A 23,301-nucleotide genomic window follows, 5' to 3' on the forward strand; every position below is an offset into this window, starting at 1 on the left:
CCGCCGGGAAGCGGTTCACCTGCGCCGGAGCGCTCTGGCGATCAGTCGGCCGATGACCAGGTAGACCAGCGCCGCCACCCCGTAGTTGAGCACGACGCCCAGCAGCGCGTCGTTCGGCGTGAACACGTCGCCCAAGCCCAGCACCAGCGTCTTGGCCAGGGTGTAGACGGCGGAGACGAATTGGTTTCCCTGGTTCGCGTCGAAAACGACGAACAGGATGTGCAGCACGAAAGCCAGCACGATCACGCTGGTGAGGACGTCGACGATGTTGGCGAGCGTATTGGCGCCGGAGTCGCCGCGGTCGCCGCGCCCGTCCCTGGAGCGGCCTTCCGGTGGCCGGTCGTAATAGCCGTCCGGCGGCGCACCGTGATCGTACTGGTGCGGCGGGTAAGGATTCTGGTCGTACCCGTAATGCGGTCCGTGCCCGGGCGGGGGCGGATTTCCGTACTGCGGGTACTGATTAGGGCCGCGCTGGGGATGGTTCATGGGCGGCGATTGTGCGGACCGCTGACAGGCGGCAACAACCCCGCGCCGGTCGCGCGCGAAGTGGGCGGGACGGCGCAGTAACGCGCGACGAACGCGAAAATCGTTCGGCACCCCCGACCGTGCCAGCGGAAACGATTGTTGAAATCCGCAACGGATTAGTCGATGAATGCAACGAGTTATTCCTGCGTGATGGCCGCGTTTGCGCATCGTTGCTTTTCCGTGTGGTTTTCGTCCTAACCCGGCACGCGCATTTTGGCCATGCTTGCGCGCCGCACGGCACAGGACAACGGTGCGCCGCTGGGCGCGAATTCGAGGGCGGAATGACTTACACAGCGCGACAGCCGAATGACGCACCGCCGCGGCGAACTCGCCGGAAACGGCGTACCGGACGAAACGTCCTGATCGTCCTCGTCGTGCTGCTGCTGGCCCTGGCCGGCTTCGGCCTGTACGTGGACATGTCGTTGAAGCGGGAGGACGCGTTGCCCGCGGGCGGCGAACGGCCCGCTGCCGGTCCCGGCACGAACTGGCTGCTGGTGGGTTCGGACAGCCGCGAAGGGCTGGACGCCGAGCGGCAGGCCGAACTGGGCACCGGCGATGCGGCCGGTAGGCGCACCGACACGATGATGCTGGTGCACATCCCGGAAAGCGGCGGGGAGCCGACGATGGTGAGCCTGCCGCGCGACTCCTACGTGCGGATCCCGGGCAAGGGCAAGGACAAGCTCAACGCAGCCTTCGCCTACGGCGGGCCGGAGCTGCTCAGCCGCACCGTCGAGGGCGCCACCGGAGTGCGCATCGATCACTACGCGGAGATCGGCCTCGGCGGCTTCGCCGACATCACCGACGCCGTCGGCGGCGTCGACCTGTGCGTCAAGGAGCGGATGACCGACCCGAAGGCGAGCTTGGACCTGCAGCCCGGTTGCCAGACGGTGAACGGCCCGCAGGCGCTGGGCTACGTGCGCAGCCGCGCGTCCTCCCGCGGCGACCTCGACCGCGTCGAGCACCAGCGGGAATTCCTCGCCGCGCTGACCGAGCGGGCGTCGAGTCCGCAGGTGCTGCTCAACCCGTTCCGGTTGTTCCCGCTGATCACCGACACCTCCGGGGCGTTCCTGGTCGGTCGCGACGAGCACGTGTGGCATCTGGGCGCCCTGGCGTTCGCGATGAACGGGATCGCCTCCGGCAAGGGCATCACGACCACGGTGCCGATGAGCGGTTTCGGCGAGAGCAGCGACGGCGCGTCGGTGATCAAGTGGGATGCGGAGAAGGCCGCCCAGCTGTTCGGCGCGCTGGCGAAGGACGAGCCGGTGCCCGCGGGCGCGGCGGGCGCCGGGTTCGGCGGCTGAACCCGCGGCCGGGCCCGCGTCGTCGCGCGGGCCCGGCCTCAGTCGTCGCGCGCACCGGTGTCGAGCACCGCGACCGCCGCGTTCGTGACCAGCTCGCGGTCCTGCTCGGAAAGGCGCGGACCGACGTCGGCCTCCGGCGGTCGGTTCAGCGCCAGCGAGTCGATGTCGCCGGTGGAGATGATCGCGCCGCGCACCGTGCCGATCGCGCACCGGGCCAGCAGCAGGTCGGCCGGGTCGTCGGAGGCTGCCAAGGCGTTCTCCAGCGCCCGGACGTCGGCGAACATGTCGTCCTTGGCCAGCAGCACGCTGCGCGCCGAAGCGTCGTAGAGGGTGCCGCGGATGATGTGCCGGTGGTCGTCGAAGAGGTCGACGACCCGGCGCAGCAGCCGCCGCGAGGATTCGCTGCCGTCCTCGGCCGCCCGCACGCACGCGCCGAGCTCGTCGACGACCGGCGCGACGAGCTCGCGCAGCAGGTCCTCCTTGGCCGGGAAGTGGTAGTACAGCGCGGCTTTCGTCATCTCCAGGCGCTCGGCGATGTCCCGGATCGACGTGCCCGCGTAGCTGCGCTCGGTGAACAGCTCGCGGGCCGCTTGCAGCACCCGCGCCCGGGTGCGGGCCGCGGAGCTACCGGTCGTTCGTGCCATTTCGGACCTCCTCGAGGGGCAGAGGCTAGCGGACAGGGTCAGCTTGACGGCCGGAGTAATCTACCGACCGTCCGATTAATACAGCCAGGGAGCGATGCATGACCAATCGGTCCGGAGCCGGAATCGACATCGGAAGCGTCGACTTCGAGTCCTTCTACCGAGGTGAAGGCGGGTTCGCCGACATCGAGTTCGACCGCGCGCCGTGGGACATCGGCGAGCCCCAGCCGGTGCTCGTGCAGCTGGAGCGGGACGGCGGCATCACCGGCCGCGTGCTCGACGCCGGATGCGGGCCCGGCGACAACGCGATCTTCCTCGCCGAGCGCGGCTATTCCGTGACCGGTGTGGACGGATCGGCGACGGCGCTCGGAACGGCGCGTGAACGCGCGGCCGCCCGCGGGGTCCGGGCCGACTTCCAGGTCGCCGACGCGACCACCATGGAAGGGGTTCCGCAGGAGTTCGACACCGTCCTGGACAGCGCCCTCTACCACTGCCTGCCCGCGGAGTCGCGCGCCGCGTACGGCGCAGCGCTGCACCGGGTCACCAAACCCGGCGCCAAGCTGCACGTGCTCTGCTTCGCCGACGTCGAAGACGCACCGGCGCCCGCGACGGTCAGCCAGGACGACCTGCGCACGAACCTCGGCGAGCACTGGCGGATCAACGCGATCGAGCAGGTCCGCTACTCCGGGGCGTTCGACCCGGAAACCGCGGCGCGCCATTTCGAGCAATTCATGCCCTTCGACGCCGGTGCGGCGATCACCGACGACAACGGCCGGTTCACCTTCCCGATGTGGCACTTGCAGGCCGAACGGGCCTGACTTCCGGCGAGAAGCGGCGCACCGCGCCGGCCCGGCCGGGCATCCGCGATTCCGCGGGTGCCCGGCCGTTTCGCGTGCGACCCCGCGCACGAATGGGCTCAGCGGGTGAAAACCGCACGGAAGCGGCTTCCCTGATCGTCGACGTCACCACAATTGCGCGACATCGACTGCCACGGGGGTCCGATTGAACAACGGGACAACGCCGTCGGCCGCGGTCACCGCGGACGACGCAGCCGGGCTGGCGCGGCAGCGGGAGCGGAACACGCAGCGGCTGGCCACGGCCACGGGACATGTCCCCAAGCTTTCGGACGCGGTGATCGGTGCCTACCTGCGCAGTCCCCAGCAGGCGCTGCCGCCCGAACCGGGAGTGGACGCGGCCGCGGTGCTGGGCCATTCACTGGCCGCCCGGTACCGGCGCGGCCTCCGCGACCTGGTGCTGCTGGTGTTCAGCCTGGTCATGGGCGTGGCGCTGTACTACGCGGATGCGGGGCTCGTGTGGTTCTGGCTCGGTTTCATCGCCGTTTGGCTGCTCGTGCGGCTGCTGGCGCGGGTTTTCCGGCGCAGGCGCGTGCCGGAGCGGTTACGCGCCGGGGTGGCGCACGTGATCGTCGCGTTCCTGCTGTGGTCACTGCTGGCGTCGGAGTTGGAAGGCCCGCTGGACGACGCGTTCGACATCGACGACTCGCTGCACGCGCTGCCCGATTCGCCGCTGTCGTCGTTGCTCGTGATCGCTTGGCTGGCGGGTTTGTTCGCCGTGCTGGTGAGTGATCAGCTGCTCGTCTCGGGCGGCACCGACTCGCCGGTCGCGCGGCTGGGCAAGGCCGTGCGAACGGTGGGGACGCGGCGTCACGGCCGCCTGCTGGGTGAGATGTCCGCCCGCCCGGATTCCGGGAACGTCCTGGTGCAATCCGGGTGGAGCGCCTTCCCGGGACATGGCGACCGGCTGAACCAGTGGTCGATGGTGATCCCGCTGCACAAGGAGGGGCTGCCGGAAGGCGAAGCCGGTGGTGCCGACGTGCGGCCGCTCGACCTGTACCGCGCGGTCGCCGCGGAACTGCGCCAGATGCACTCGTCCGACCTGCTGGTTCCGGGTTCGCGGCTGCGCGGGCTCACCGTCGACCCGGTGGTCGCGGTGCACGCGGGAACGATGTCGGCCCACGCCGAGAGCCCGCTCGGCCGGACGCTGCTGCCGGACCGGGGCGGGCGCCCGGTGCCCGCGGTTGCTCCGGAGCTGGTCGAGCAGATCGCCGACCGCGGGCCGGAGTGGGCGCGGCACTTCCAGCGCAGCTCGGTCGCCGGGTGGGAATCGGACGTCGTGGTGTCCACCTTCTTCCACGTCGGCTGCGACGACCGGACGCTCTACCTGGAGTGGAGCGCCTACTGCCTGCTGCCGATCGACAGCAGGCACAGCGGTCCGGCCGCTTCCGGCGGCTCGGTGCGCGCGGCGGCGCTGGAGCTGCTGCGGTTCCCGTCGAGCCTGCCCTCCCGGGTGCGCACCGCGGCCGGTGGGCTGCGCCGGATGGTGCTGCCGGAGCACGGCGCCTCGCGGGAAGCCGACTACGGCAGCGTGCAGAGCATCCGCGAGGTGGTCGCAGCCACCGAATTCGGCAACGAGTTCCAGGAGTTGGACGGCCTGCGCTACGTCAAGCTGATCGAACGGAGAACGCTGTCGGCGGTGCACCGCCACCTGCACGACAACGGCTTCTCCACCGACGAGTTCGAAGCGCGGCGCAACGCGGTCATCAACACCACGGTCATCAACGGCGGCACCTTCACCGGCGCGAACACCTTCGGCGCGAACTCGGCGGCCCGGGTCGAGACCGCGAACGCCGCACAACCCGCCGAGCCGCAGGAGGAGTCATGAGCCCTGCGGCGCGACCTCCTGCCGAGGAACCGAAGAACACGACGATCGTGCAAGGCGGGAACTTCACGGGCGCGAACACCATCGGAGATCACAACGAGGTGCACGTCGGTTCGGTCGTGTACAACGCCGCAGCCGGTGAGCTCGACTCGCTGCGCGCGAAGGTCGGCGAACTGGGCGCGGAACTGACCGGGTCGGCGCGCGAGGAGTTCCGGGAAGCGCGGCGGCACCTCGAGGTGCTGCAAGAGGAACTCGCCGACGACGAACCGCGGCCGCATCGGCTGAAGTCCCGCTGGGAGCAGCTGGAACCGCTGGTGCGCAGCCGCGCGGAGCTGCCGTCGGTGGCCACCATCGACAACATGGTCCGGATGCTCTGAGCGCCGCGGGCACTGATGCGCCCCGAGATCGCAGCCGGGCGCCGGGATCATCGATGAGCCCCGGGAACTCCGACGCCCCCCCGGGAGCACCGATTAGCCCGCATGATCAGTAATCGGCTGAGTACCATGCCGCGAGTGGCACGAGAGTACGACGCCCAGCTGCTCGAATCGGTGGCCGTCCGGCGCGGACGGTTGCGGGAGTCGTTGCTGTGGGGGCGTGCGCGCCGCCAGCGGGCGACCGTCGACAACCTGAAGCGCTTCGCGATCAGCCTCATCGTGGCCGCGGTGGCCTGCGCGGGCTGCGTCGGCTTCTCGTTCCTGGAGAACGCGCTGACGCAGCAGAAGCAGAGCCAGGTGGTGCGATGAACCCCGCAGCGGCCACGGGCACGCTCACCCGCGTCACCCTCGCCGCGCCCTGGCGGCGGGTGGACCTGGTCATCCCGTCCGAGACGGCGCTGGGCGAGCTGTTGCCGGAGATCGTGCGGCTGCTCGGTTACCGCACCGTCGAGTCGCCGCAGTCGTACCGGCTTTCGCTGTTCGACGGCACGGTCGTGGAACTCGACCAGAGCCCGCGCTCGGCGGACATCGCCGATGGTGCGCTGCTGCGCGTGGACCGGATCAGCGATGCGCCGATGCCCGCGGTCGTGCACGACGTGACCGACGAAGTCGCCGACGACCTGGAACGGCGGCCGGGCCGCTGGGGCGACGCGGCTCGGCGCTGGGTGGCTACCGGCGTCATCGCCGCGGCCGGGGCGTGGGCGGTGGCGATGGCGCTGCCGGTCGTGCCGCCCGTTGCCGCGCTCGCGGCCGGGTTGGTCGTGCTGATCGCGGGTAGTGCGCTCGGGATCGGCGGGGTGCGCGCGGCCGGGACGGCCGTGCTGCTGGCGGGCGCTGCGGTCGCGGCCACCGCGGTGCCGCAGTGGTCGCCGGAATGGCCGCAGCGCTTGGTCGCGTGGATCGCGTTGGCCGGCCTGACCGTGCTGGGCGCCAGTGCGGCGAACCGGCGGCCGCGTTCCGGGCTGACCGGGGCGGGAGCGCTGTTCGGGCTGCTGGCGTTGTGGGTCGTTCCGCCCGTGCTCGGGTTTCCGCTGCTGTGGACGGCGACGGTGCTGGCGTTGGCCAGCACCGTCCTGTTGGGACTGCTGCCGCGGATCGCATTGGTGACCTCCGGGCTGACCAGGCTCGATGATCAGCAGCTCGGTGAGCGGCCCGCGAGCCGGGGGTCCGTCCGGGCCGCGGTGGACTCGGCGCACCGCGGACTGGCGCTGGCCGTGCTGTGCACTGCCGCCTCGGCCGCGGTGGCGGGCTGGGTGCTCGCGCACGGCGCCAATGCTTGGGCCCTTGCATTGGCCTGCCTGCTGGGGGTGAGCACTTTCCTGCGCACCCGCGCCTGCCCGCTGGTCGTGGAAGTCGCGGCGCTGACCGCGGCGACGCTGGTAGTGGTGGCCGGGCTGGTGAGCCGATGGGCCGAGGCGCTGCCCGCCCAGTGGTGGGGTGCCGCGCTGGTCGCCCTGCTGGTGCTCGCGGCCGGATTCGTGGCGTTGACCTACCGGCCGCCCGCGCACGTGCAGGCGCGTGCCCGGCAGATCGCCGACCGCGTCGAAGGGATCGCGGTGATCGCGATGGTGCCGGTCGCGGTCGGCGTGTTCGGGCTCTACTCGCAGTTGCTGAACTAGTTCCGCGGCCTCGCCGGCTCCCCCGCACACCCGCAACCAGGAAAGGCGCTCGAAAGTGTCCACATCGGATCGCACGCCGGAACCGCCCGCCGGGCGGCCGTGGCGAGGTGGCGCGACCGACCGGCCGCCGTGGGAGCAGGACGCCGACGCGACCCAGCAGGTGCGGCCGGATCAGCTGCCGGGAGCCGCCGGTAGCGACCGGGCGTCCGAAGCTGCCGGGGCTCCGGAATCCGCTCCGGAGACGTCCGGAGCGCAGTCCGGGCAGCAGCCGCAGTCCGGGCAGGACGCTGTGCAGAGCCCAGCGGAGGCGCAAGGTCAGGGCGCGGAGCGCACCCAGCGGATCGACCCGAGCCGGTTCCAAGGTCAACGGGCGCAGGAGGAGCGGACGCGGCCGGACCAGCCGCTTCCTGGCGGGCATCCGGAGGCCGGCCCGGCGGGCCGCGGCCAGGCGGGCCGCCCCGGCTCGACCCATTCCGGCTCGACCCATTCCGGCACGAACAGCTCCGGCCCCGTCCAGGCCCAGCCGCACCAAGGTTGGTCACCGCACGGCCGAACCCACCCGTACCCGGAACATTCCGACCAGCCGCCGCAGATCCAGCCCGGCCAAGGGCCGCCGAGCCCGAATCCGCCGAGCCGGAATCCGTCGAATTGGGCTCATCCGCAATCCCAGCCCGGCCCGTTCGCCGCACCGGCCGCGCCGGGACCGAATCCGGCTGCGACGGACCCGTCCGGTCCGCAACAACCCGGGTTCCAGCCACCCGGGCCCCAGCAACCCGCGCCGCAGCAACCCGCGCCGAACCAGCCGCCGAAGCGCAGCGAACTCACCGGGCAGGCACCGCGCGGCGACAGCACCGCCCGCCGCGTCACCCGGGCCGTGGCGCGCGTGTTCGGCAGCTCGAAGCAGCCGCGCGAACTCGAAGAAGTCCTCGCGGCCGTGCAGGCCCCGATCACCACCGGGCGCCGCATCGCGGTGACCTCGGTGCGCGGCGGTGCGGGCAAGACCGCGGTCGCGGCACTGCTCGGTTCGGTGTTCGCGACCCGCCGGACCGAGCCGGTGCTGGCGCTGGACGCCGAACCGGAATCCGGCTCGCTGGCTTGGCGGCTCGGCGTGGACACCGCGATGACGCTGCCCGGCCTGGCTCCCGCGCTGCGCACCGCCAGCGGGCAGAGCCTCGGCAGCATCGAGCGGTTGCTGCCGCGCACCTCGCGCGGGTTGTGGGTCGCGCCCGGATCGTCCGGCGCGCAGCATCAGCTCGCGCGGGACGTGACGCGGGCGCTGTCCCGGCTGTTCGCGGTCGCGGTGCTGGATTGCGGAACGGGGCTGAACGCTCCGGCGACCAGCGCGGTGCTCTCCGACGCGCATTCGGTGGTCGTCGTGACCCCTGCGACCCCGGACGGAGTGCGCACGACCGCGGACGCGCTGGCGCGCATCGGCCCGGCCGCCCTCCAACACGTCGTGGTGGCGTTGAACGCCGCGGACCAGCAGGGCGTCGCGACGCTGAAGCGAGGTCCAGCGGAGGCGCTGTTCTCCCGCCTCGGCCTTCCCGTCGTGGTGCTGCCCTACGACCGGCACGTCGCGTCCGGCGGCACCATCGACCCGGGGCGGCTCGCCGAGCCCACGATCACCGCGGGCTCCCGGCTCGCGGCCTGGTCGTTGCGCCGGTCGCGGACGCTGTAGGGAGGAGGCGCAGTTGACCACCCGCCTGGTGCACCGGCCGGCGCGCGCGGTGCGCCCGCTGCAAGCGCAGGAACCGCTGGACCTGGACCCGCCGCCGCTGCTGCCCGAGGGCAAGACCGCCGCCGGTGTGCAGGGACTGCTGCCGATGGCCGGGGCGGCCGCGTCGATGACCATGATGATGGTCTTCCGCGGCACCGGGTTCGCCGCGCTCGGCGCCTGCGTGATGCTGGTGTCGGTGTGCGCGGCCGGGCTGTTCTACGTCACCCAGCGCGGGCAGGCCACCCGCAAGCGCCGCCAGCAGCGCGAGCGCTACCTCGACCACCTCGAACAGCTCCGGGACCAGCTGCGCGACTGGGAGCGGGACTTCCAGCGCCGCGCCGCCGCACCCGACCCGCCCGCCGCGGAACTGCTGGACCTGGTCGGCGATCCGGCGCGGCTGTGGGAACGCCGCCGCCGCGACCCGGACTTCCTGCGGGTCCGGCTGGGCACCGGGCACCAGCCGGTGCGGGAGCTGCGGATGCGGGTGGAGGGCAACCCGGTCAACCCGCCGGACCCGTTCATGCTCGCCGAGGCCGAGGCGCTGCGCCGCCGCTTCGGCACCGTCCCGCACCTGCCGCTGCGGGCGAACTTGGACCGCGCGGGCGATGTTTCGCTGATCGGCGCAGACCGGGCCGAGGTGCTCGACGCCGCGCGGACGCTGCTGGTGCAGGTCGCGGCCACGCACGCACCGGACGACGTCACCATCGCGGTGATCGCACCGCCGGAGCGGGAACCGGAATGGGCGTGGGTGCGCTGGCTACCGCACGCGCTGGACCGCGGCTCCATCGGTCCCGCAGGCCCGCAACCGCTGTTCGCGCCGGACGCGCAACGCCTCGCCGCGCTGCTCGCCGACGACCTCTCCGACCGGGCCACCCGCGCCGCGCAGGCGTTCCGGCACGGTTCCGGGCAGTCCGAGTCGGTGACCCGCTCGCGGCTGCTGGTGATCGACGACGCCTACGGCGGCGTCGCCGGTGCGCTGTCCACACCGGACCAGGGCGTGGGCCTGGACCGGCTCGGGGTGACGGTGCTGCACCTGCTGGCCGACCGGCTGCACGAGCCGAGCGAGATCTCCAGCCGGATCACCGTGGGCGACGGGCTCACCGTGGAGCAGCTCTCCCCGGCCGCTTCGATCAGCGGTGCGCTGGAGCTGACTTCGCAGGCGTTCGCCACCGGACTCGCCCGGGAACTCGCTCCGCTCCGGCTGTCCGCGGACTCCTACGACGACGGTTCCGGCACGCCGCCGGCGGATTTCCTGTCGCTGCTGGGCATCGACGACCCGGCGCGCCTGGACCCGGACAAGTTGCGCAGCAGGCGCGGCGAGCGGGACTTCCTGCGGGTGCCGATCGGCGTCACCGGGCTGGGCAGCCCGACGCTGCTGGATCTGAAGGAGTCCGCGCAGCTCGGCATGGGCCCGCACGGGCTGTGCGTCGGCGCCACCGGTTCCGGCAAGAGCGAGCTGCTGCGCACGCTGGTGCTGGCGCTGGCGGTCACGCACCCGCCGGAGCAGGTCAGCATGGTGCTGGTCGACTACAAGGGCGGCGCCACGTTCGCCCCGTTCGAGAACCTGCCGCACGTGGCGGGGCTGATCACGAACCTGGAGTCGGACTCCTCGCTGGTGGAGCGGATGTACGCCAGCCTCGACGGCGAGGTGCAGCGCAGGCAGCAGCTGCTGGCCGACGCGGACAAGAGCGTGGACATCACCCAGTACGCGATGCGCCGCGCGGCGCTGGGCGAACCGCCGGAACTGCCACCGCTGCAGCACCTGTTCGTGGTCATCGACGAGTTCGGCGAGCTGATGACCGCGAAACCGGAGTTCATCGAGCTGTTCCTGCGCATCGGCCGGATCGGCCGGTCCGGCGGGGTGCACCTGCTGCTGTCCAGCCAGCGCATCGAAGGCGGCAAGCTGCGCGGGCTGGACACCTACCTGTCCTACCGGCTGGGGCTGCGCACGCTCTCCGAGATGGAGAGCCGCACGGTGCTGGACACCCCGGACGCGTTCCACCTGCCGCCGCTGCCCGGCGCCGGGTACCTCAAGGTCGACACCAGCGTCTACGACCAGTTCAAATCCGCCTACGTGTCCGGCCCGCCGGACGAGTCCGCGGAGCCGCAGCCCGCCGCGACCGACCGGCCGCGGGTGCTGCCGGTCCCGGCCTACGGCGAACCCGGCGCGGCGGAGCAGGCGGATCAGGCGCAGGCCACCCGCCGCACCGACGGACCGACGCTGCTTTCGACGATCGTGGCTCAGCTCGAACCGGTCGGTGCACCGGTGGCGCCGATCTGGCTGGAACCGTTGCCACGGGCGGTGTCGCTGGACCGGGCCGCGGGCGGTTTCGACATCACCGAGGACGGGTTGCGGCTGCGCGCGAAATCGGACGGCGGGCTGCCGGTGCCGGTCGGGCTGCTGGACGATCCGGCGCACCAGTGGCAAGGCACCTGGACGCTCGACCTGGCCGAGTCCGGCGGCAACCTGATGATCCTCGGCGGTCCCGGCACCGGGAAGACGACCGCGCTGCGCACTCTGGCGCTGGGCCTGGCGAGCACCCACCGGCCGACCGACGTCGGCGTTTACGCCATCGACCTGCTCGGCAACGGCCTGCGCGGGCTGGCCGAGCTGCCGCACGTGGGCGGTGTCGCCGGGCGCGACGACTTCGAGCGGGTGCGCCGCACCATCGACGAACTGCACGGGATGCTCGCCGACCGGGAGAAGCTGTTCCAGCGCAAGCAGATCGACGACATCGCGCAACTGCGCGGTGAGCCCGGCGAGCTGCCTTGCACCGAGGTGGTGCTGCTGCTCGACGGCTACGGCCAGCTGGCGGCCGCCTTCGAGTCGATCGAGCCGCGGGTGCACGACCTGCTGGCCCGCGGCGGCCGCTACGGCATCCACGTGGTGGCCACCGCGCGGCGCTGGAACGAGGTGCGCGGGGCGCAGCAGGTCGGTTTCGGCAACCGGATCGAGCTGAAGCTGACCGACTCCGCCGAGTCCAGCATCGAGGGGAAGCTGGCCCGCACCATCGCCGACAACGGCCGCGCGCTCACCGCGGACAAGCTGTTCGGGCAGCTCGCGCTGCCGCGGCTGGATTCGGTGGCCGACCCGGCGGGCAGCGGCCTGGCCGAAGCCGCGGCGCTGGTGCGCAGCACGTGGACCGGTCCGGTGCCGCCGCCGATCCGGGTGCTGCCCGCGGTGCTGGATCCGGCGGAGCTGCCCCAGTCCGACGGATCACCCCAGTCCGACGGATCACCCCAGTCCCGCGGGGTGCCGCTGGGCCGGTTCGAGCAGGACTTCGAGCCCGCGGTGCTGGACCTGTTCGGCCGCGACCAGCACCTGCTGGTGCTCGGCGACTCGGCCACCGGCAAGACGAACCTGCTGAAGCTGGTCACCGGCGAGCTGGTGCGCCGGTATCCGGCCGACGAGATCACCTTCGCGGTGTTCGACCCGAGGCACGGGCTCGGTGATCTGGTGCCGGACGAGCACCTGGGCGGTTATGCGACCAACCACGCGCTGGCGAACCAGCTCGCCCAGGCCGTGTGCCAGGAGCTGGTCAAACGCGGCGACCCGGAGCACCCGGCCGGCCCGCGGATCGTGCTGGTCGTCGACGACTACGACGTGCTCGCCGCCTCCGGCAGCCAACCGCTGGCGCCGTTCGTGCCGCACCTGGCCGCTGGCCGCGACCTCGGGCTGCACGTGGTGCTGACGCGGCGGGTGATGGGTGCGGCCCGCGGATTGTTCGAGCCGTTCACCATGGGTGTCCGGGAGTCCGGTTGCCTGAGCCTGCTGATGTCCGGCGACCGTTCGGAGGGCCAGTTGTTCCCCGGCGTCCGGCCCACGACCTTGCCGCCGGGGCGGGCGCAGCTGATCAGGCCGGGCGATCCGATGCGCATGGTGCAGAGCGCTTATCTGGGGGACACGTAACCGCTGCTATTAACACTGAGGGCGAGCACTGGGAGAAGATCGTGACTTTCGACATCGTCGCGCTGTGCCGCGACCAGCCGGGCCCTGGCGAGCTGATCGCCGCGATGCGGGCCGCGGGAACGCAGCTGCGGGTCAACACGATCGACGAGTCCAAGCTGATCCAGCTCTACCGCGAGGACGGCCGGTTGCTGCTGAGCACCGAAGGCGCCCGCCTCGTCCAGGTTCCCGGTGAGGCGCAGCGGCTGCTCGGCGTCGGCGACGCGCCGCATCCCGCGTGGTGGGTGGAAACCCACGCCCCTGGGCGCGATCCGGAAGCCGAGGCAGCGGCCCGGAACTTCACCGGCGCGCTGATCGCCGCGTCCGGGGGTGTGTCGTGGTCGACCCGCTGAACCACCCCGCCGCCGACCGGGAAACCGCGCAGGCCGTCGTCGTCGAGCAGGACCGGCGGGTGGTGGCGCTGACCGGCTGGCTCACCGACGCCGCGGTGAGCGCGGCGCGGGACGGCCGGGTGCTGCAGATCCTCACGCCGCTGCGCAGCCAGATCACCTACCCGCTCGAACTGTTCATCGACGACGGGCACGCGCAGTGGATCGTGCGCGAGGACGAGGAGCGGTTCCGCGACGGTTTCACCGGTGAGCCGCTGCACTGGGACGGCGCCCGGTTCGCCGCCGCCGGGGCGCCGGGCCCGCTGGTGGCCACCGGTTCGGAAAGCGTCGAAGTGCAGGTCACCACGCTGCACGGCGCCCATGCTTCGCTGCAGCTCGGCTTGAGCGCGGAAGCGGCGGTGCAGGCGCTCACCGGCGGTCGGCCGAGCGGTTGGGGCGTGGCCGAACCGGCTTCCGAACCGTGGTCGCCGCGGGAGCTCACCCGGCACTGCGAACAGCGCGCGCCGAATCCGTCCACGGTGGTTCTCGTCGGCGGTCAGGATTCCGCGACCGCGATCGGCACGATTGAAGTGACTCGAGTCCAGGAGGGGGTGCGGGAGCGCCTGCGGCTGGCCGGGCCCGCTGCCCGCGCGGTCGGCCGAGCCGCGATCGACCAGCTCGCGGCCGCAGTGGCAGGCAACGCCCGCTCCATGCTGGTCGCGACCCAACCCGGCCGCCTCGACGGCCTGCGCTGGAACAAGCCGAACCCGCCCCCGCTGCCCCACGGCATCCTGCTCGGCCATCGAATAGTCGCGGAACACGGCGCCGAACACGCCCGGCGCGCGCCCGCGCAGGTCCAGCTGCTCGGACTCGACCGCCGGCAAGCGGCCTGGTGCTCGCTCACCGATGACTCGCGGGCACCGTACGAGGTGCTCACCGACGTCCTCGAACACTTCGGGCAGTCCGCCCGCGAGTAGCTCACTCGGACCGGCGGGTCCTGATGTGCCCGTCGCCGTCCGTCCCGAGCGGTTCGCCCGAGAACCGATCCGGCCGCGGGAACGGCCGTTGCTCCTCCGGCGGCATCTCGCGCCGCCGCTTCGCCGATTCCTTGGCGTTCGCCAGGAACGCCTGCTTTTCTTCGGTCCGGGAGTACGCGCGGGGTTCGTCGACGTTCTGGGGCCTCGCACGGTGTGCGACTCGCCGGACGAACGCGGCCGCTTCCGCGGGGGTGATCTCGACGTGGTCGTCGTCGTTGTGGCCGAGTTCGTACTTGCGGAAGTGGGCGGTCGGCTCCCACCGGAGATTTCTCGTGAAGACTTCGTCGCTCGTCTTTCCCGCTGCGGTGCGCCGACGCAGGATTCCACTCGGATCGCTGCGCGTACGCCCCGGCGTGATCAACCCGTAGTAGACGACTTCCGACCGGTTTGGCGCCGCCGGTCGACCACCAGCGCTCGCCGTCGGAGACAGCCTGCACGTACTCCTCCACCGGCACTGTCGTAGGCGCCCATTGCACCGGCGAGCCGTCCTTCGGAACCACGACCCCGCCGCTCATCAGGCCGTCGGCCGGATTCCCGTTGCCGATGGCTCGGACGGTGTCGACCACGAACGTCTCGGCGACATCGAAATCCTGCGCAACCCCTTCGCGCACAGCGATCGGCCCCAGCTCCGGGTGGCTTAGTTCTTCCCCGAAGTGCCGCACGAGGAATTCATGCAGCCTGCTTCGGGCTTCATGGCTACCGGGCGGAGCCTGCGACATGCTCGAGCGCCATCCAGCGGATGGGTTTTCCAAGGATCGATTCATTTGCGCCTGATCTCGGTGCGCGTCGAACCACTCAGCACCCGAGCGCTGTCAAGAAGAATTCTTATTTTACGTGATCTCGATCAGATGGCCCAATTCATCTCGACCGTACCTTGTCGAGGTACTCCTCCACGGGCAAGGCGCTCGGAGGGAAGTGCGGGGCGATCGCAACGTCCTTGGGGGCCAAGCAGGCTCCGGGCACGAGGAACTTGACGGGATTCCCCGTCTCGACGTAGGTGCGCGAGTTGAACGGGACCAGCCAGGCCGTTCCGTACTCGATCATGTCCTCTTCCAGAAGGACGACCTCGTCGCTGCGCTCCGTCCGCATCTCTTGACCGAACTCACCCCGGAGCAGCTCCTCGGCCGCTGCAAGCGCCTCCGATCTCGACATCAATCGATCCATTTCCCACCTCGTCGGCCGCCGAGGATGGCAGTGATATGCGGTCCGGCTTCAGCGGACTGCTCGAAGGTGGTGATCACTGGCTGAATTCTCGGGTCATCCGTTGCACGAACTCCTCAGCCTCGCTGATGCTGATCTCCACGTGCTCCACATCGTTGTGACCCAACTCGTAGCGCCGGAGGTATTCGGTCGGCTCCCAGCGCAGGTTCCGCGTGAATGCCTCGTCATGCGCAGCCTCGTCTACGAACCGGCGCCGGACGACGCCGCGAGGATCGGTGCGAGGGTGATTTTCGTCGATCTTGGCGTAGTAGAAGACGTTATCGGGCGGGCCGACGGGTTCGACTTCGATCGAGCCGTCACCGGCGTATTCCACCGATACGGCGGAACCGTCCACCGAGTCGCGCAATCGCTGGGCCAAGACGCGGCCATCAGCGAGGAATTTCTGCTTATCCTCATTGGTCGCAAAACCTGAACTTGCGGGGTCGATAGGTTGATAGGTTGCTTGGAACCGCGCGTCCCACTCGGCCACATCTCGCAGCAGGGAGTCGTCCAGCAGGATCATTTCGGAGATCTCATCGACCTCGTACGGATCCGCGACGCCACCGTCCCGCGAAACCCAGAGTGGCGCCTCGCGCCACTCGCACATCAAGGTCACGACGAGATTCATCTGTTCACTCCACATCCAGTCCGGGCAGCGGCTTCAACTTCTTGTCAGCGCTGATCGGATTGGCCCCGACGATGTAACCGTTGTCACCCACCGTCGCCGCGATCCGTTTGGTTTCTCCATGGTAATCGACCTCGTAGACGATCCGGTCCTTGCCGGAGATGCCAACTGGCTCTCCCTCGGTGGCTGCTCGAAACGCGACCTCGCCGATGTCTTCACGCGGAATGCCGGCGCGGTCGAACTCCGCGACACGCTTGTCCGTGAGCATATGCCCGAGTCCTGCTCGCTCGTTGCCGCCTTCGAGCCAGGTCACCTGCATATCGCGGTTGCGCCCGATTTGCACGACGTCATCCCGATTGATCTTGTGGCCAAGCCGTTCGACTTCGTCGATCAGCTGCTGCCGATGAACCGGGTCGTGGACCGCACCAGCGTGTTCGCCCGATCCAGGATCATCGGAAGTCGGGTCCGTACCTCCTGAGTCGGCATTGTGCCCTGTTGGGTGGCCTTCGGGAACAACGTTGTCACCAAGATCCGGCGCCGCGTCCGGGTGAGACTGCACGGCCAGCTCCCCGGTCCCGGAGGGCCGATGCAAGCGGTCGAAGATCTCGCGTTGCTGGGCTTGGAGTTGCTCGATGCGTTCCGGTGAATTGCCCGGCAGGCGCTGCTGCTCGTAGAGCTCGTGCGCGTCCATCTTGGCCGCGAAGCTCTCGGGTGTGTGGAACTGGAGCTCGAAGGTCTGGCCGGTGGCCGGGTCGCGCCAGGTCGAGTTGATGCCCTTGTAGCCGCTTTCGTCCCAGGTGTTCTTGAACTTGATGTTCTCGAAGCCTTGGGACTGCAGTTGGTGGACCGCGTGCTGGACGCCGTGGCTGTAGTTGCCGGAGGGGACTTCCAGCGTGTAGCGGACCGAGTCGCGGATTCCGGCGAGCGCTTCGTCCGGGGCGACGTTGATGTCCTCGGCCATGTCCGTGGCGAGCTTGCGCTTGAGCGAATCCTCGCCTTTGAGGCGGAAGTCCAGCCCTTCCAAGCGCCCGTGGTCGATGGAGCCTTCGATCACCCGCATGTGTTCGGTGATGCGGGGTTCGTTGGCCGCGGAACGCTCGATGAACCGCTCGGCTGCCGCGTTGGCGCCAGGATCGAGGCGCAGCCCGTGTTCGCCCTGCCAAGATCCGTCGGGCTGGACCCCTTGAGGCTCGGTGTCGGGCGAGTGCGGTGTTGCGCCGCGACCGCTGTCGTGCGCTCCACTATGGTCGATATCGGTGTGGTCACCGGTGTCGGGGTGACTGGTGCCGCTATGCGTGTCGCCGTGTCCGTCCGGCGCGTGCTGACTGTGGCCGGATTCGTGCGGCGTCAGGTGGGGTGCGTCCTGCGGTACGTGGTGGGTCTGTGGGGCGTTTGGAACGTGCTTGTGTCCGCCGTCCGCCGCGTCTCCGACGTGTGCACTCGACTGGGACGTAGTTGGCCCGTCCGATCCCCGATGCCTCCCATCGCCCAGGCTCGGCCCGTCGCCGTGCCCGCCGCCGTCCATCCGCGCGACCTCCGGCCCGCGGGTTTCCGGGACGTGCATGTCGACGTGGTGTCCGGCGCCCGCGACCGCGGGTGTCGGGCCGAGGTGCGGGATGTGGACGTCGAGCTTGTTGGCGACCTTGAGGCCGAGTTCGCCGACGGTGGGCATCTTGGCGACGAAGTCCCCGGCGCGGACCATGGCGCCGCCTACGCGGGCGCCCGTCCCGGCGGCTTTCGCGCCCTGGATGGCGGCTCCGGTGCCGCGCAGCGCGCCGCCCGCGCCTTTGGTGCCGACCACGGCGGAGACGACGTTGAAAGTGGCCTGGCCCGCGGCGCGGCCGTTGTGGCCGTTGCCCCACTGGTCGTAGGCGATGATGGACTTGCCGGCGTTGAGCAGCGTGCCGCCCATCTCGCCGCGCTTGAAGCCGGGCAGGCCGACCGACTGGTCCAGCGTCATGCCACCGGGCATCGAGTACGTGCCGATCGCCAGCGCGAAGGTGCCGAGGCCTTTCCACGCCGCACCGGCCGTCGACCAGCTCCACTGCCCGTCGGAGTAGCCGATCAGCGCGCCGAGGTCGGTGACCATCTGCACGGCACCGTCCTTGATGCCGACGAAGAAGTCCGAGACGTCGCCGAGGATGCCGCCGTCGTGCTCCTCCGGCTTGCCCCACGGCAGCCCCTCGCCGGCCATGGCCGAGTTGAGCTGGTCCTTGGAGTAGCCGAACTCGTTGCCCTCCCGGCGCCCATCGCCGTTGTCGGCGACGTACCGGGTGCCGCCGTAAGTCGCGTTGATCGCGTTCGCGCAGGCGCGCTGCGCCGCCATCCATTCCGCGACGGCCTCGTTGACCTGCGAGAGGAGCTGGTTGTGCGCGCCGACCTTGCCCTCGTCCTCGCGCCAGTCGTCGTGGCCTTCGACGGAGCCGACGAACGCCCGAGCCTGCGTGCGCAGCGACTCCAGCCGCGCTTTGATCGGCGCGACGGTGTCGGCGTAGGTGGTCAGCGCTTTCGCGACGAGTTCGACGTCGCCGCCGATGGAATCGCTGATCTCGGAGACCGGGCGGGTCGCGTTCAGCAGCTGCCCGGCTTCCGGCGCCTCGTAGACCGCGGCCAGGCCCTGCCAGGTGGAGTGCACGTTCGCACCGGTCGAGCTGAACGACGAGCCGGAGCTGCGCAGCGTGGCGGCGTGCCCGCGCAGCGCCTCCATGTCGCCGGGGATCTGCGGGATCTCGGCGGGGTTGATCACCGCGGGCCTCCGGGCATCCGGGGCTCCGGTGCGGCGCTCGCGCTGCTCTGCGCGTTGGCCGCCATCTCCAGATCACCCTGGACGTACGCCTGGGTGGCGTTGGCCACACCGGTCATCGCGGCGCCGGTGCGGCTGAACACGAACTGGATGTCGCTGCGCTGCGACTCCGCGAAGCCTTGCAGCGCCTGCCCGACGATCCCGGACGACGCTTCCGCGCCCGCGCCCTGCATCGCCTCGTTGATCGAGCGCACGTGGCTCTCGAACTGCTCGGCCACGCCTTCCACGCGCTGCAGCACGCCCTGCACTCCGGACGGCTGGATGTCCCACCGGCCCACGACGGTTCCCTCCCCAGTTCGCCGGCGTCAGCCGATGCCTTGCACCGCGGAGCGCGCCCGCGACAGTGCGCTGTTGGCGGAGTCGTCGTTCTGGGCCATGGTCTGCTTGAGCAGGTTGATGATCTGGCGGACTTCGGTGGCCGCGGACTTCCAGCGCTGCTCGACGTGGTGGTAGTCGTCGGAGACGCCGTCGGCCTGAAAGTCGGCCATCGCTGCGGCCACGGCCTGGTCGCGTTGCGAGATCACCGATTCCAGGCGTCCGATGATGCCTTGAATGTCGCCTTGGACGGATTGCGAGATGCCGGTGTCGAAGCTGCGCCGGTCCATGCTCATGACGATTCCCCCGGGTTCAGCGGGCGCCGAAGCGGGCCGCGTCGAAGTTGGCCGAGCCTTGGTTGGCCGAGGCGTTGTCGGCCATTTCGGTATCGCCCTGGCCGAACGAGCGGTCCATGCCGGACTGCCCGCCCAAGATCGCCGACAGCGAGCCGTTGAGCTCGCCGGTGATCTCGTCGGCCCGTGCCTTGAACGAGTCGAACGCGGCCCGCCCGGCCCCGTTGAACTTGCCTTCGAGGGGTTCCGCGGCGGTGATGAGCTGGCGGATCAACGCGCCCAGATCATCGCTGGAACCCTGCGTCTGCTTCGTCAACGCCGACAACGTCGACGACCCCATGTCGAACTTCACGCAACACCCTCCCGGTTCTCGCCGCTGCCACCAGTGGCGACCGTGTTCGCGAACCGCTATGACGCGGGAACTCCCCAGTTCGGTTCCACCCGATCACAGCGGAGATCACCGCCGTCGGGCATCGGGGATTCTACTCAGATCAAGGCGGTCGGCTTCAAGGTCGTGCGCGATTTCCGGGCGGTTTCGCACGATGCGTGTTCTACGCTCGACTCAGGGTATTTCCCGGCCAAGATCGTGCGGGTCCGAAACCGGTTCAGGACTCCTCGTCGGACAACGCGGAATGCGCTGCAGCCCAAGCGTCCCTGGCTTCGCGCTGCGATTCGGCGACTCCCTCGAACGTCTCGTCGTTCCCGGTCTGCCTGGACAGCACCGCGGCGACACCGCTGAGCGCGTCGGAGGCCTCCGACCCGGCTCGGGAGAACGACGTGACCAGCGACTCCGGCATCTGCAACGTGCCGGGTCCGGCGCCTTGCTCGGCGGTGCGCTGCGCTTGTTCCGCCGCCTGCCAGGCCGCGCTGAGCTGGGCGAAGGAGTCCAGCAGGTTGCGCCAGATGGTGATCTGCTCGGTGTTCGGCTCGGGGGCGTTCATCGGTCCTCCGTTTCGCGGGGGTGCACCGGGAGGGTGCCCGCCGAACCGGTCGATCAAGCTTCGCCGCCGCGTTCCGCCGAAAGCCGGCGGTGCCCGCTGCCGGAAATCCGGCTCACGTCCCGTACACGAGCTCGTCGGCCTGCGCGAGCCCCGCGTCGATCGCCGCGGCTTCGGCATCGTCCAACGCCGCGCGGAAGTCCGGCCCGGCCGCTTTCACCAGCACCATCAGCTTCTTGCCGATACCGCGGGCCTGGGTGAGCCGGACCCGGGGCGCGGCCAGCGCCTGCCGCGAATCGGTGATCAGCTTGCGGTAGCGGTGGTTCAGCTCGGCGCGGGCGTCGACCACGTCCAGCGCCGCCGCCAAGCGGGACAGCTCTGCGGTGGCGACCTGCTGTTCGGACGGTTCGGGCACGCCACGCACCTTACGACCCGGCGCGCCGGAACCGACGCGATGTCGGTGCCCGGGGACACCATGGGGCGAGCGCAGCGACGCGGCTGCGCACGACGAGGGGAGCACCGCCATGACCACCGTTGAACGGACCGGCACCGCCCTCACTCCGTACCTCGCGGTCAACGGCGCCAGGCAGGCGATCGAGTGGTACGGCACGGTCTTCGGCGCGCGCCTGCGCGGCGAGCCGCACGTGATGGACGACGGCCGCATCGGGCACGCCGAACTCGACGTCGACGGTTGCGCGCTGATGCTCGCCGACGAGTTCCCGGAGATCGACATGGCGAGCCCGGCGACCCGCGGCGGTGCCAGCGTGAACCTGAACCTCCAGGTCGCGGACGTCGACGCGGTGCTGCAGCGCGCGCGGGACGCGGGCGCGCCGAAGATCTGGGACGCCGAGGACCGGTTCTACGGCCGCTCCGGACGGCTCGACGACCCGTTCGGGCACCGCTGGCAGATCACGACTCCCGCGGCGGGCTTCGCGGAAGCACCGCGCAGGCCGCGGCAGGGCGACATCGACTACATCACCATCGCCACTCCGGATTCCGAGGCGGCGAAGGAGTTCTACGGCGGATTGCTCGGCTGGCGCTTCTCCGCCGGCAACGTCCCGGACGGTTGGCAGATCGACGGCGTGCACCCGATGGCCGGAATGCACGGCGGGCAGCACGACGACGTGCAGCTGTGCTTCCGGGTCGACGACATCGACGCCTCGCTGGCGCGCGTGCGCGAGCTCGGCGGGCAGGCCGAGCCGTCGCAGCAGCGGCCGTTCGGGCGGCTGGCGAGCTGCTCGGACGACCAGGGGCGTCGGTTCTACCTCATGGAACCGGCGGGCTGAACGCGGAAATCCGCGAATGAGCAAGTCGAACCATCAGGAAGCGCTCCAGCCGCTCCAGCGCTCGATCCGCGCGACGATCATCGAATGCTGCGGCGGCTGGTTGCGATATTGCTCATATTTCGCCGCCAGCGCTTCGGTGAGCTCCGGGTGATCGGCGGCCGCGACGATCTCGGCGACGCCGTCCGCGCGCACCCACCACAGCGCCGACCAATCGTGTTCGTAGTGGTCGACCAGCAACGACACCCGAGGGTTCTCGGTGATGTTGCGCAGCCGTTTCAGCGACGTGGTCGTTTTCGGCTTGTGGTCCACTGCGGTGACGACCACGTTCTCGCGCACCGCGAAAGTCACCGGCACCAAGTGCGGTGCACCGGCCGAATCGGCGGTTCCCAACCGGGCGACTCGGGAGGTCGAGAACCAGTAGCGTGCCTTCTCCTGGCTGATGCGCATCGCTGAACCCGCTCCGTATTTTCGAGACGTGCGTACCGTCCATTCCCCAGGTTCCGACAGCGTCGTCGGTCCCAGCTACGCGCAGCACGAGCATTGGCTGCGCTACCAGGAGTACTTCCCCAGCGGCATGAGCTTCGACTCGCCCGGCGAAGCGCCGGCGGAGAGCTGGTGGTCGTGGCGGGGCAGACGGGTGCACGTGGACCGGGTGCCGCGCCCGGACGCCCCGGCGAAGCTCATCGCGCTGCACGGCATCGGCGGATACGGCCGGATGCTGGCGCCCTACAGCAGGCTGCCCTCGCTGGACGTCGAGTTCCTCGCCCCCGACCTGCCCGGCTTCGGCCTCACCGCCAGCGGGCTGCGGCAGGTCACCTACCGGACCTGGCAGCAGTGCGTCACGGACCTGGTGGTGGCCGAGCAGCGCAAGGATCAGCGGCCGATCGTGCTGATGGGAGTGGGCTCGGCCGGGCGGCTGGCCTACGACGTGGCCGCCCGCGCGGGAAGCGGCGGCGCACCCGTCGCCGGGGTCGCACCCATCGCCGGAGTCGTGGCCACCGGCCTGGCCGACCCGCGGCGGGAGGTCGTTCGCCGCCGGCTGGCGAGCACCCCGGAACTCGGCCGGTGGTCGGTGCTGCTCGGGTTGCTGCCGGGGGCGGTGTCGATGCCGCTGCCGCCCGCGTGGGCACCGGCGCGCTGGCTGGTCAACATCGCCGCGATGTCCAACCACGCCCAGTTCGCGCACGCGATCTGGGCGGATCCGCTGGGCGGCGGGAACTGGATGTCGCTGGGATTCCTGCGCAGCTTCGTCTGCGCGCCGCCCGCGGTGGAGCCGGAGGACTACGCGGGCCCGCCGGTGCTGCTGGCGCATCCGGCGGAAGACCGGTGGACGCCGCTGCGGTTCTCCAGGGAGTTCTTCGACCGGCTCGGTCCGGCGGGCCGGTTCGCTGCGCTGCACGGGGCCGGGCACCTGCCGTCCGAGGAGTCGGGCTTGGCCGACCTCGACCGCGCGTTGCGGGATTACCTGGACGAGCTCGGCTTGACATGATCCTGCCGGCGAGCCGCGGCGGGAGCGGGCTCGCTCCGTCCCCATTGCCCTGATCGACGGAATCGACATCACGGAGGGTGTTCCATGAACACTCTCCGCGCGCATGGTGATCGGTTGCTGCGGC

The 23,301-nt window shown here is 70.6% G+C and carries 24 protein-coding genes; 12 read left to right on the forward strand and 12 right to left on the reverse strand.

What is annotated here, in order from left to right:
* Positions 1–15: 15 nt before the first annotated feature.
* On the reverse strand, positions 16–486 hold the full coding sequence (locus INP57_RS29360) for a hypothetical protein (RefSeq protein WP_233626952.1): 471 nt from the start codon (positions 484–486) through the stop codon (positions 16–18).
* Between the two features lie 413 nt (positions 487–899).
* On the opposite strand from INP57_RS29360, the gene INP57_RS05710 reads away from it, so the two are divergent.
* The gene (locus tag INP57_RS05710) at positions 900–1,826 is read left to right on the forward strand and encodes an LCP family protein (protein ID WP_295149588.1); all 927 of its coding nucleotides are present in this window, start codon (positions 900–902) and stop codon (positions 1,824–1,826) included.
* A gap of 38 nt (positions 1,827–1,864) precedes the next feature.
* Here INP57_RS05710 and INP57_RS05715 read toward each other — a convergent pair whose 3' ends face one another.
* On the reverse strand, positions 1,865–2,470 hold the full coding sequence (locus INP57_RS05715; RefSeq protein ID WP_200068979.1) for a TetR family transcriptional regulator: 606 nt from the start codon (positions 2,468–2,470) through the stop codon (positions 1,865–1,867).
* 98 nt (positions 2,471–2,568) lie between these two features.
* On the opposite strand from INP57_RS05715, the gene INP57_RS05720 reads away from it, so the two are divergent.
* The 9 genes from INP57_RS05720 to INP57_RS05760 all read left to right on the forward strand — a co-directional run bounded on the left by INP57_RS05720 (position 2,569) and on the right by INP57_RS05760 (position 14,168).
* The gene (locus INP57_RS05720) at positions 2,569–3,285 is read left to right on the forward strand and encodes a class I SAM-dependent methyltransferase (protein WP_200068980.1); all 717 of its coding nucleotides are present in this window, start codon (positions 2,569–2,571) and stop codon (positions 3,283–3,285) included.
* Between the two features lie 184 nt (positions 3,286–3,469).
* On the forward strand, positions 3,470–5,149 hold the full coding sequence (locus INP57_RS05725; RefSeq protein ID WP_200068981.1) for an AbeC-like domain-containing protein: 1,680 nt from the start codon (positions 3,470–3,472) through the stop codon (positions 5,147–5,149).
* On the forward strand, positions 5,146–5,523 hold the full coding sequence (locus INP57_RS05730; RefSeq protein ID WP_200068982.1) for a hypothetical protein: 378 nt from the start codon (positions 5,146–5,148) through the stop codon (positions 5,521–5,523). The genes INP57_RS05725 and INP57_RS05730 overlap by 4 nt, the downstream gene beginning before the upstream one ends.
* 126 nt (positions 5,524–5,649) lie before the next feature.
* The gene (locus INP57_RS05735) at positions 5,650–5,889 is read left to right on the forward strand and encodes a hypothetical protein (protein ID WP_233626953.1); all 240 of its coding nucleotides are present in this window, start codon (positions 5,650–5,652) and stop codon (positions 5,887–5,889) included.
* A complete protein-coding gene (locus INP57_RS05740) occupies positions 5,886–7,199 on the forward strand; it encodes an EsaB/YukD family protein (protein ID WP_200068984.1) in 1,314 nt (437 codons plus the stop codon). The genes INP57_RS05735 and INP57_RS05740 overlap by 4 nt, the downstream gene beginning before the upstream one ends.
* A gap of 55 nt (positions 7,200–7,254) precedes the next feature.
* Positions 7,255–8,877: a MinD/ParA family ATP-binding protein gene (locus tag INP57_RS29365; RefSeq protein WP_233626954.1), complete on the forward strand. Its 1,623-nt coding sequence runs from the start codon at positions 7,255–7,257 to the stop codon at positions 8,875–8,877.
* Positions 8,878–8,890: 13 nt separating this feature from the next.
* Entirely contained in the window at positions 8,891–12,826 is a 3,936-nt protein-coding gene (gene eccCa, locus INP57_RS05750) for a type VII secretion protein EccCa (protein ID WP_200068985.1), read from the forward strand.
* A 41-nt stretch (positions 12,827–12,867) separates the two neighbouring features.
* Positions 12,868–13,215, forward strand: a complete 348-nt coding sequence (locus tag INP57_RS05755) for a hypothetical protein (RefSeq protein WP_200068986.1) — start codon at positions 12,868–12,870, stop codon at positions 13,213–13,215.
* On the forward strand, positions 13,200–14,168 hold the full coding sequence (locus INP57_RS05760) for a DUF6177 family protein (protein WP_200068987.1): 969 nt from the start codon (positions 13,200–13,202) through the stop codon (positions 14,166–14,168). The genes INP57_RS05755 and INP57_RS05760 overlap by 16 nt, the downstream gene beginning before the upstream one ends.
* Position 14,169: 1 nt before the next feature.
* Here the strand turns inward: INP57_RS05760 and INP57_RS29370 are convergent, their stop codons facing one another.
* From INP57_RS29370 to INP57_RS05805, 9 genes are all read right to left on the reverse strand, one after another.
* Positions 14,170–14,589 carry a hypothetical protein gene (locus INP57_RS29370; protein ID WP_233626955.1) on the reverse strand — a complete coding sequence of 140 codons (420 nt, stop codon included), beginning with the start codon at positions 14,587–14,589 and terminating at the stop codon, positions 14,170–14,172.
* Between the two features lie 497 nt (positions 14,590–15,086).
* Positions 15,087–15,392 (reverse strand): YrhB domain-containing protein, encoded by a 306-nt coding sequence (locus INP57_RS05770; RefSeq protein ID WP_200068988.1) that lies wholly within the window; start codon positions 15,390–15,392, stop codon positions 15,087–15,089.
* 73 nt (positions 15,393–15,465) lie between these two features.
* Positions 15,466–16,056, reverse strand: a complete 591-nt coding sequence (locus INP57_RS05775) for an immunity protein CdiI family protein (protein ID WP_200068989.1) — start codon at positions 16,054–16,056, stop codon at positions 15,466–15,468.
* 4 nt (positions 16,057–16,060) lie between these two features.
* Entirely contained in the window at positions 16,061–18,799 is a 2,739-nt protein-coding gene (locus INP57_RS29375; protein ID WP_307849927.1) for an ICP22 family protein, read from the reverse strand.
* Positions 18,796–19,134, reverse strand: a complete 339-nt coding sequence (locus INP57_RS05785) for a DUF6507 family protein (protein WP_200068990.1) — start codon at positions 19,132–19,134, stop codon at positions 18,796–18,798. The genes INP57_RS29375 and INP57_RS05785 overlap by 4 nt, the downstream gene beginning before the upstream one ends.
* 27 nt (positions 19,135–19,161) lie before the next feature.
* Positions 19,162–19,467 (reverse strand): pore-forming ESAT-6 family protein, encoded by a 306-nt coding sequence (locus INP57_RS05790; RefSeq protein ID WP_200068991.1) that lies wholly within the window; start codon positions 19,465–19,467, stop codon positions 19,162–19,164.
* Positions 19,468–19,483: 16 nt separating this feature from the next.
* Entirely contained in the window at positions 19,484–19,816 is a 333-nt protein-coding gene (locus INP57_RS05795) for a hypothetical protein (protein WP_200068992.1), read from the reverse strand.
* Between the two features lie 253 nt (positions 19,817–20,069).
* Complete coding sequence (locus tag INP57_RS05800) at positions 20,070–20,405, reverse strand: hypothetical protein (RefSeq protein ID WP_200068993.1); 336 nt, start codon at positions 20,403–20,405, stop codon at positions 20,070–20,072.
* 112 nt (positions 20,406–20,517) lie between these two features.
* Positions 20,518–20,817, reverse strand: a complete 300-nt coding sequence (locus INP57_RS05805; protein WP_200068994.1) for a hypothetical protein — start codon at positions 20,815–20,817, stop codon at positions 20,518–20,520.
* A gap of 109 nt (positions 20,818–20,926) precedes the next feature.
* On the opposite strand from INP57_RS05805, the gene INP57_RS05810 reads away from it, so the two are divergent.
* A complete protein-coding gene (locus tag INP57_RS05810; protein ID WP_200068995.1) occupies positions 20,927–21,688 on the forward strand; it encodes a VOC family protein in 762 nt (253 codons plus the stop codon).
* 33 nt (positions 21,689–21,721) lie between these two features.
* Here INP57_RS05810 and INP57_RS05815 read toward each other — a convergent pair whose 3' ends face one another.
* Positions 21,722–22,135, reverse strand: a complete 414-nt coding sequence (locus INP57_RS05815) for a TIGR03668 family PPOX class F420-dependent oxidoreductase (RefSeq protein WP_200068996.1) — start codon at positions 22,133–22,135, stop codon at positions 21,722–21,724.
* A gap of 28 nt (positions 22,136–22,163) precedes the next feature.
* Between INP57_RS05815 and INP57_RS05820 the strand changes: the two genes are divergently transcribed.
* Entirely contained in the window at positions 22,164–23,177 is a 1,014-nt protein-coding gene (locus INP57_RS05820) for an alpha/beta hydrolase (RefSeq protein WP_307849928.1), read from the forward strand.
* Positions 23,178–23,301 lie beyond the last annotated feature (124 nt).

Origin of the sequence: Saccharopolyspora galaxeae (assembly GCF_016526145.1) — a bacterium.
In the GTDB taxonomy this organism is placed as follows: domain Bacteria; phylum Actinomycetota; class Actinomycetes; order Mycobacteriales; family Pseudonocardiaceae; genus Saccharopolyspora_C; species Saccharopolyspora_C galaxeae.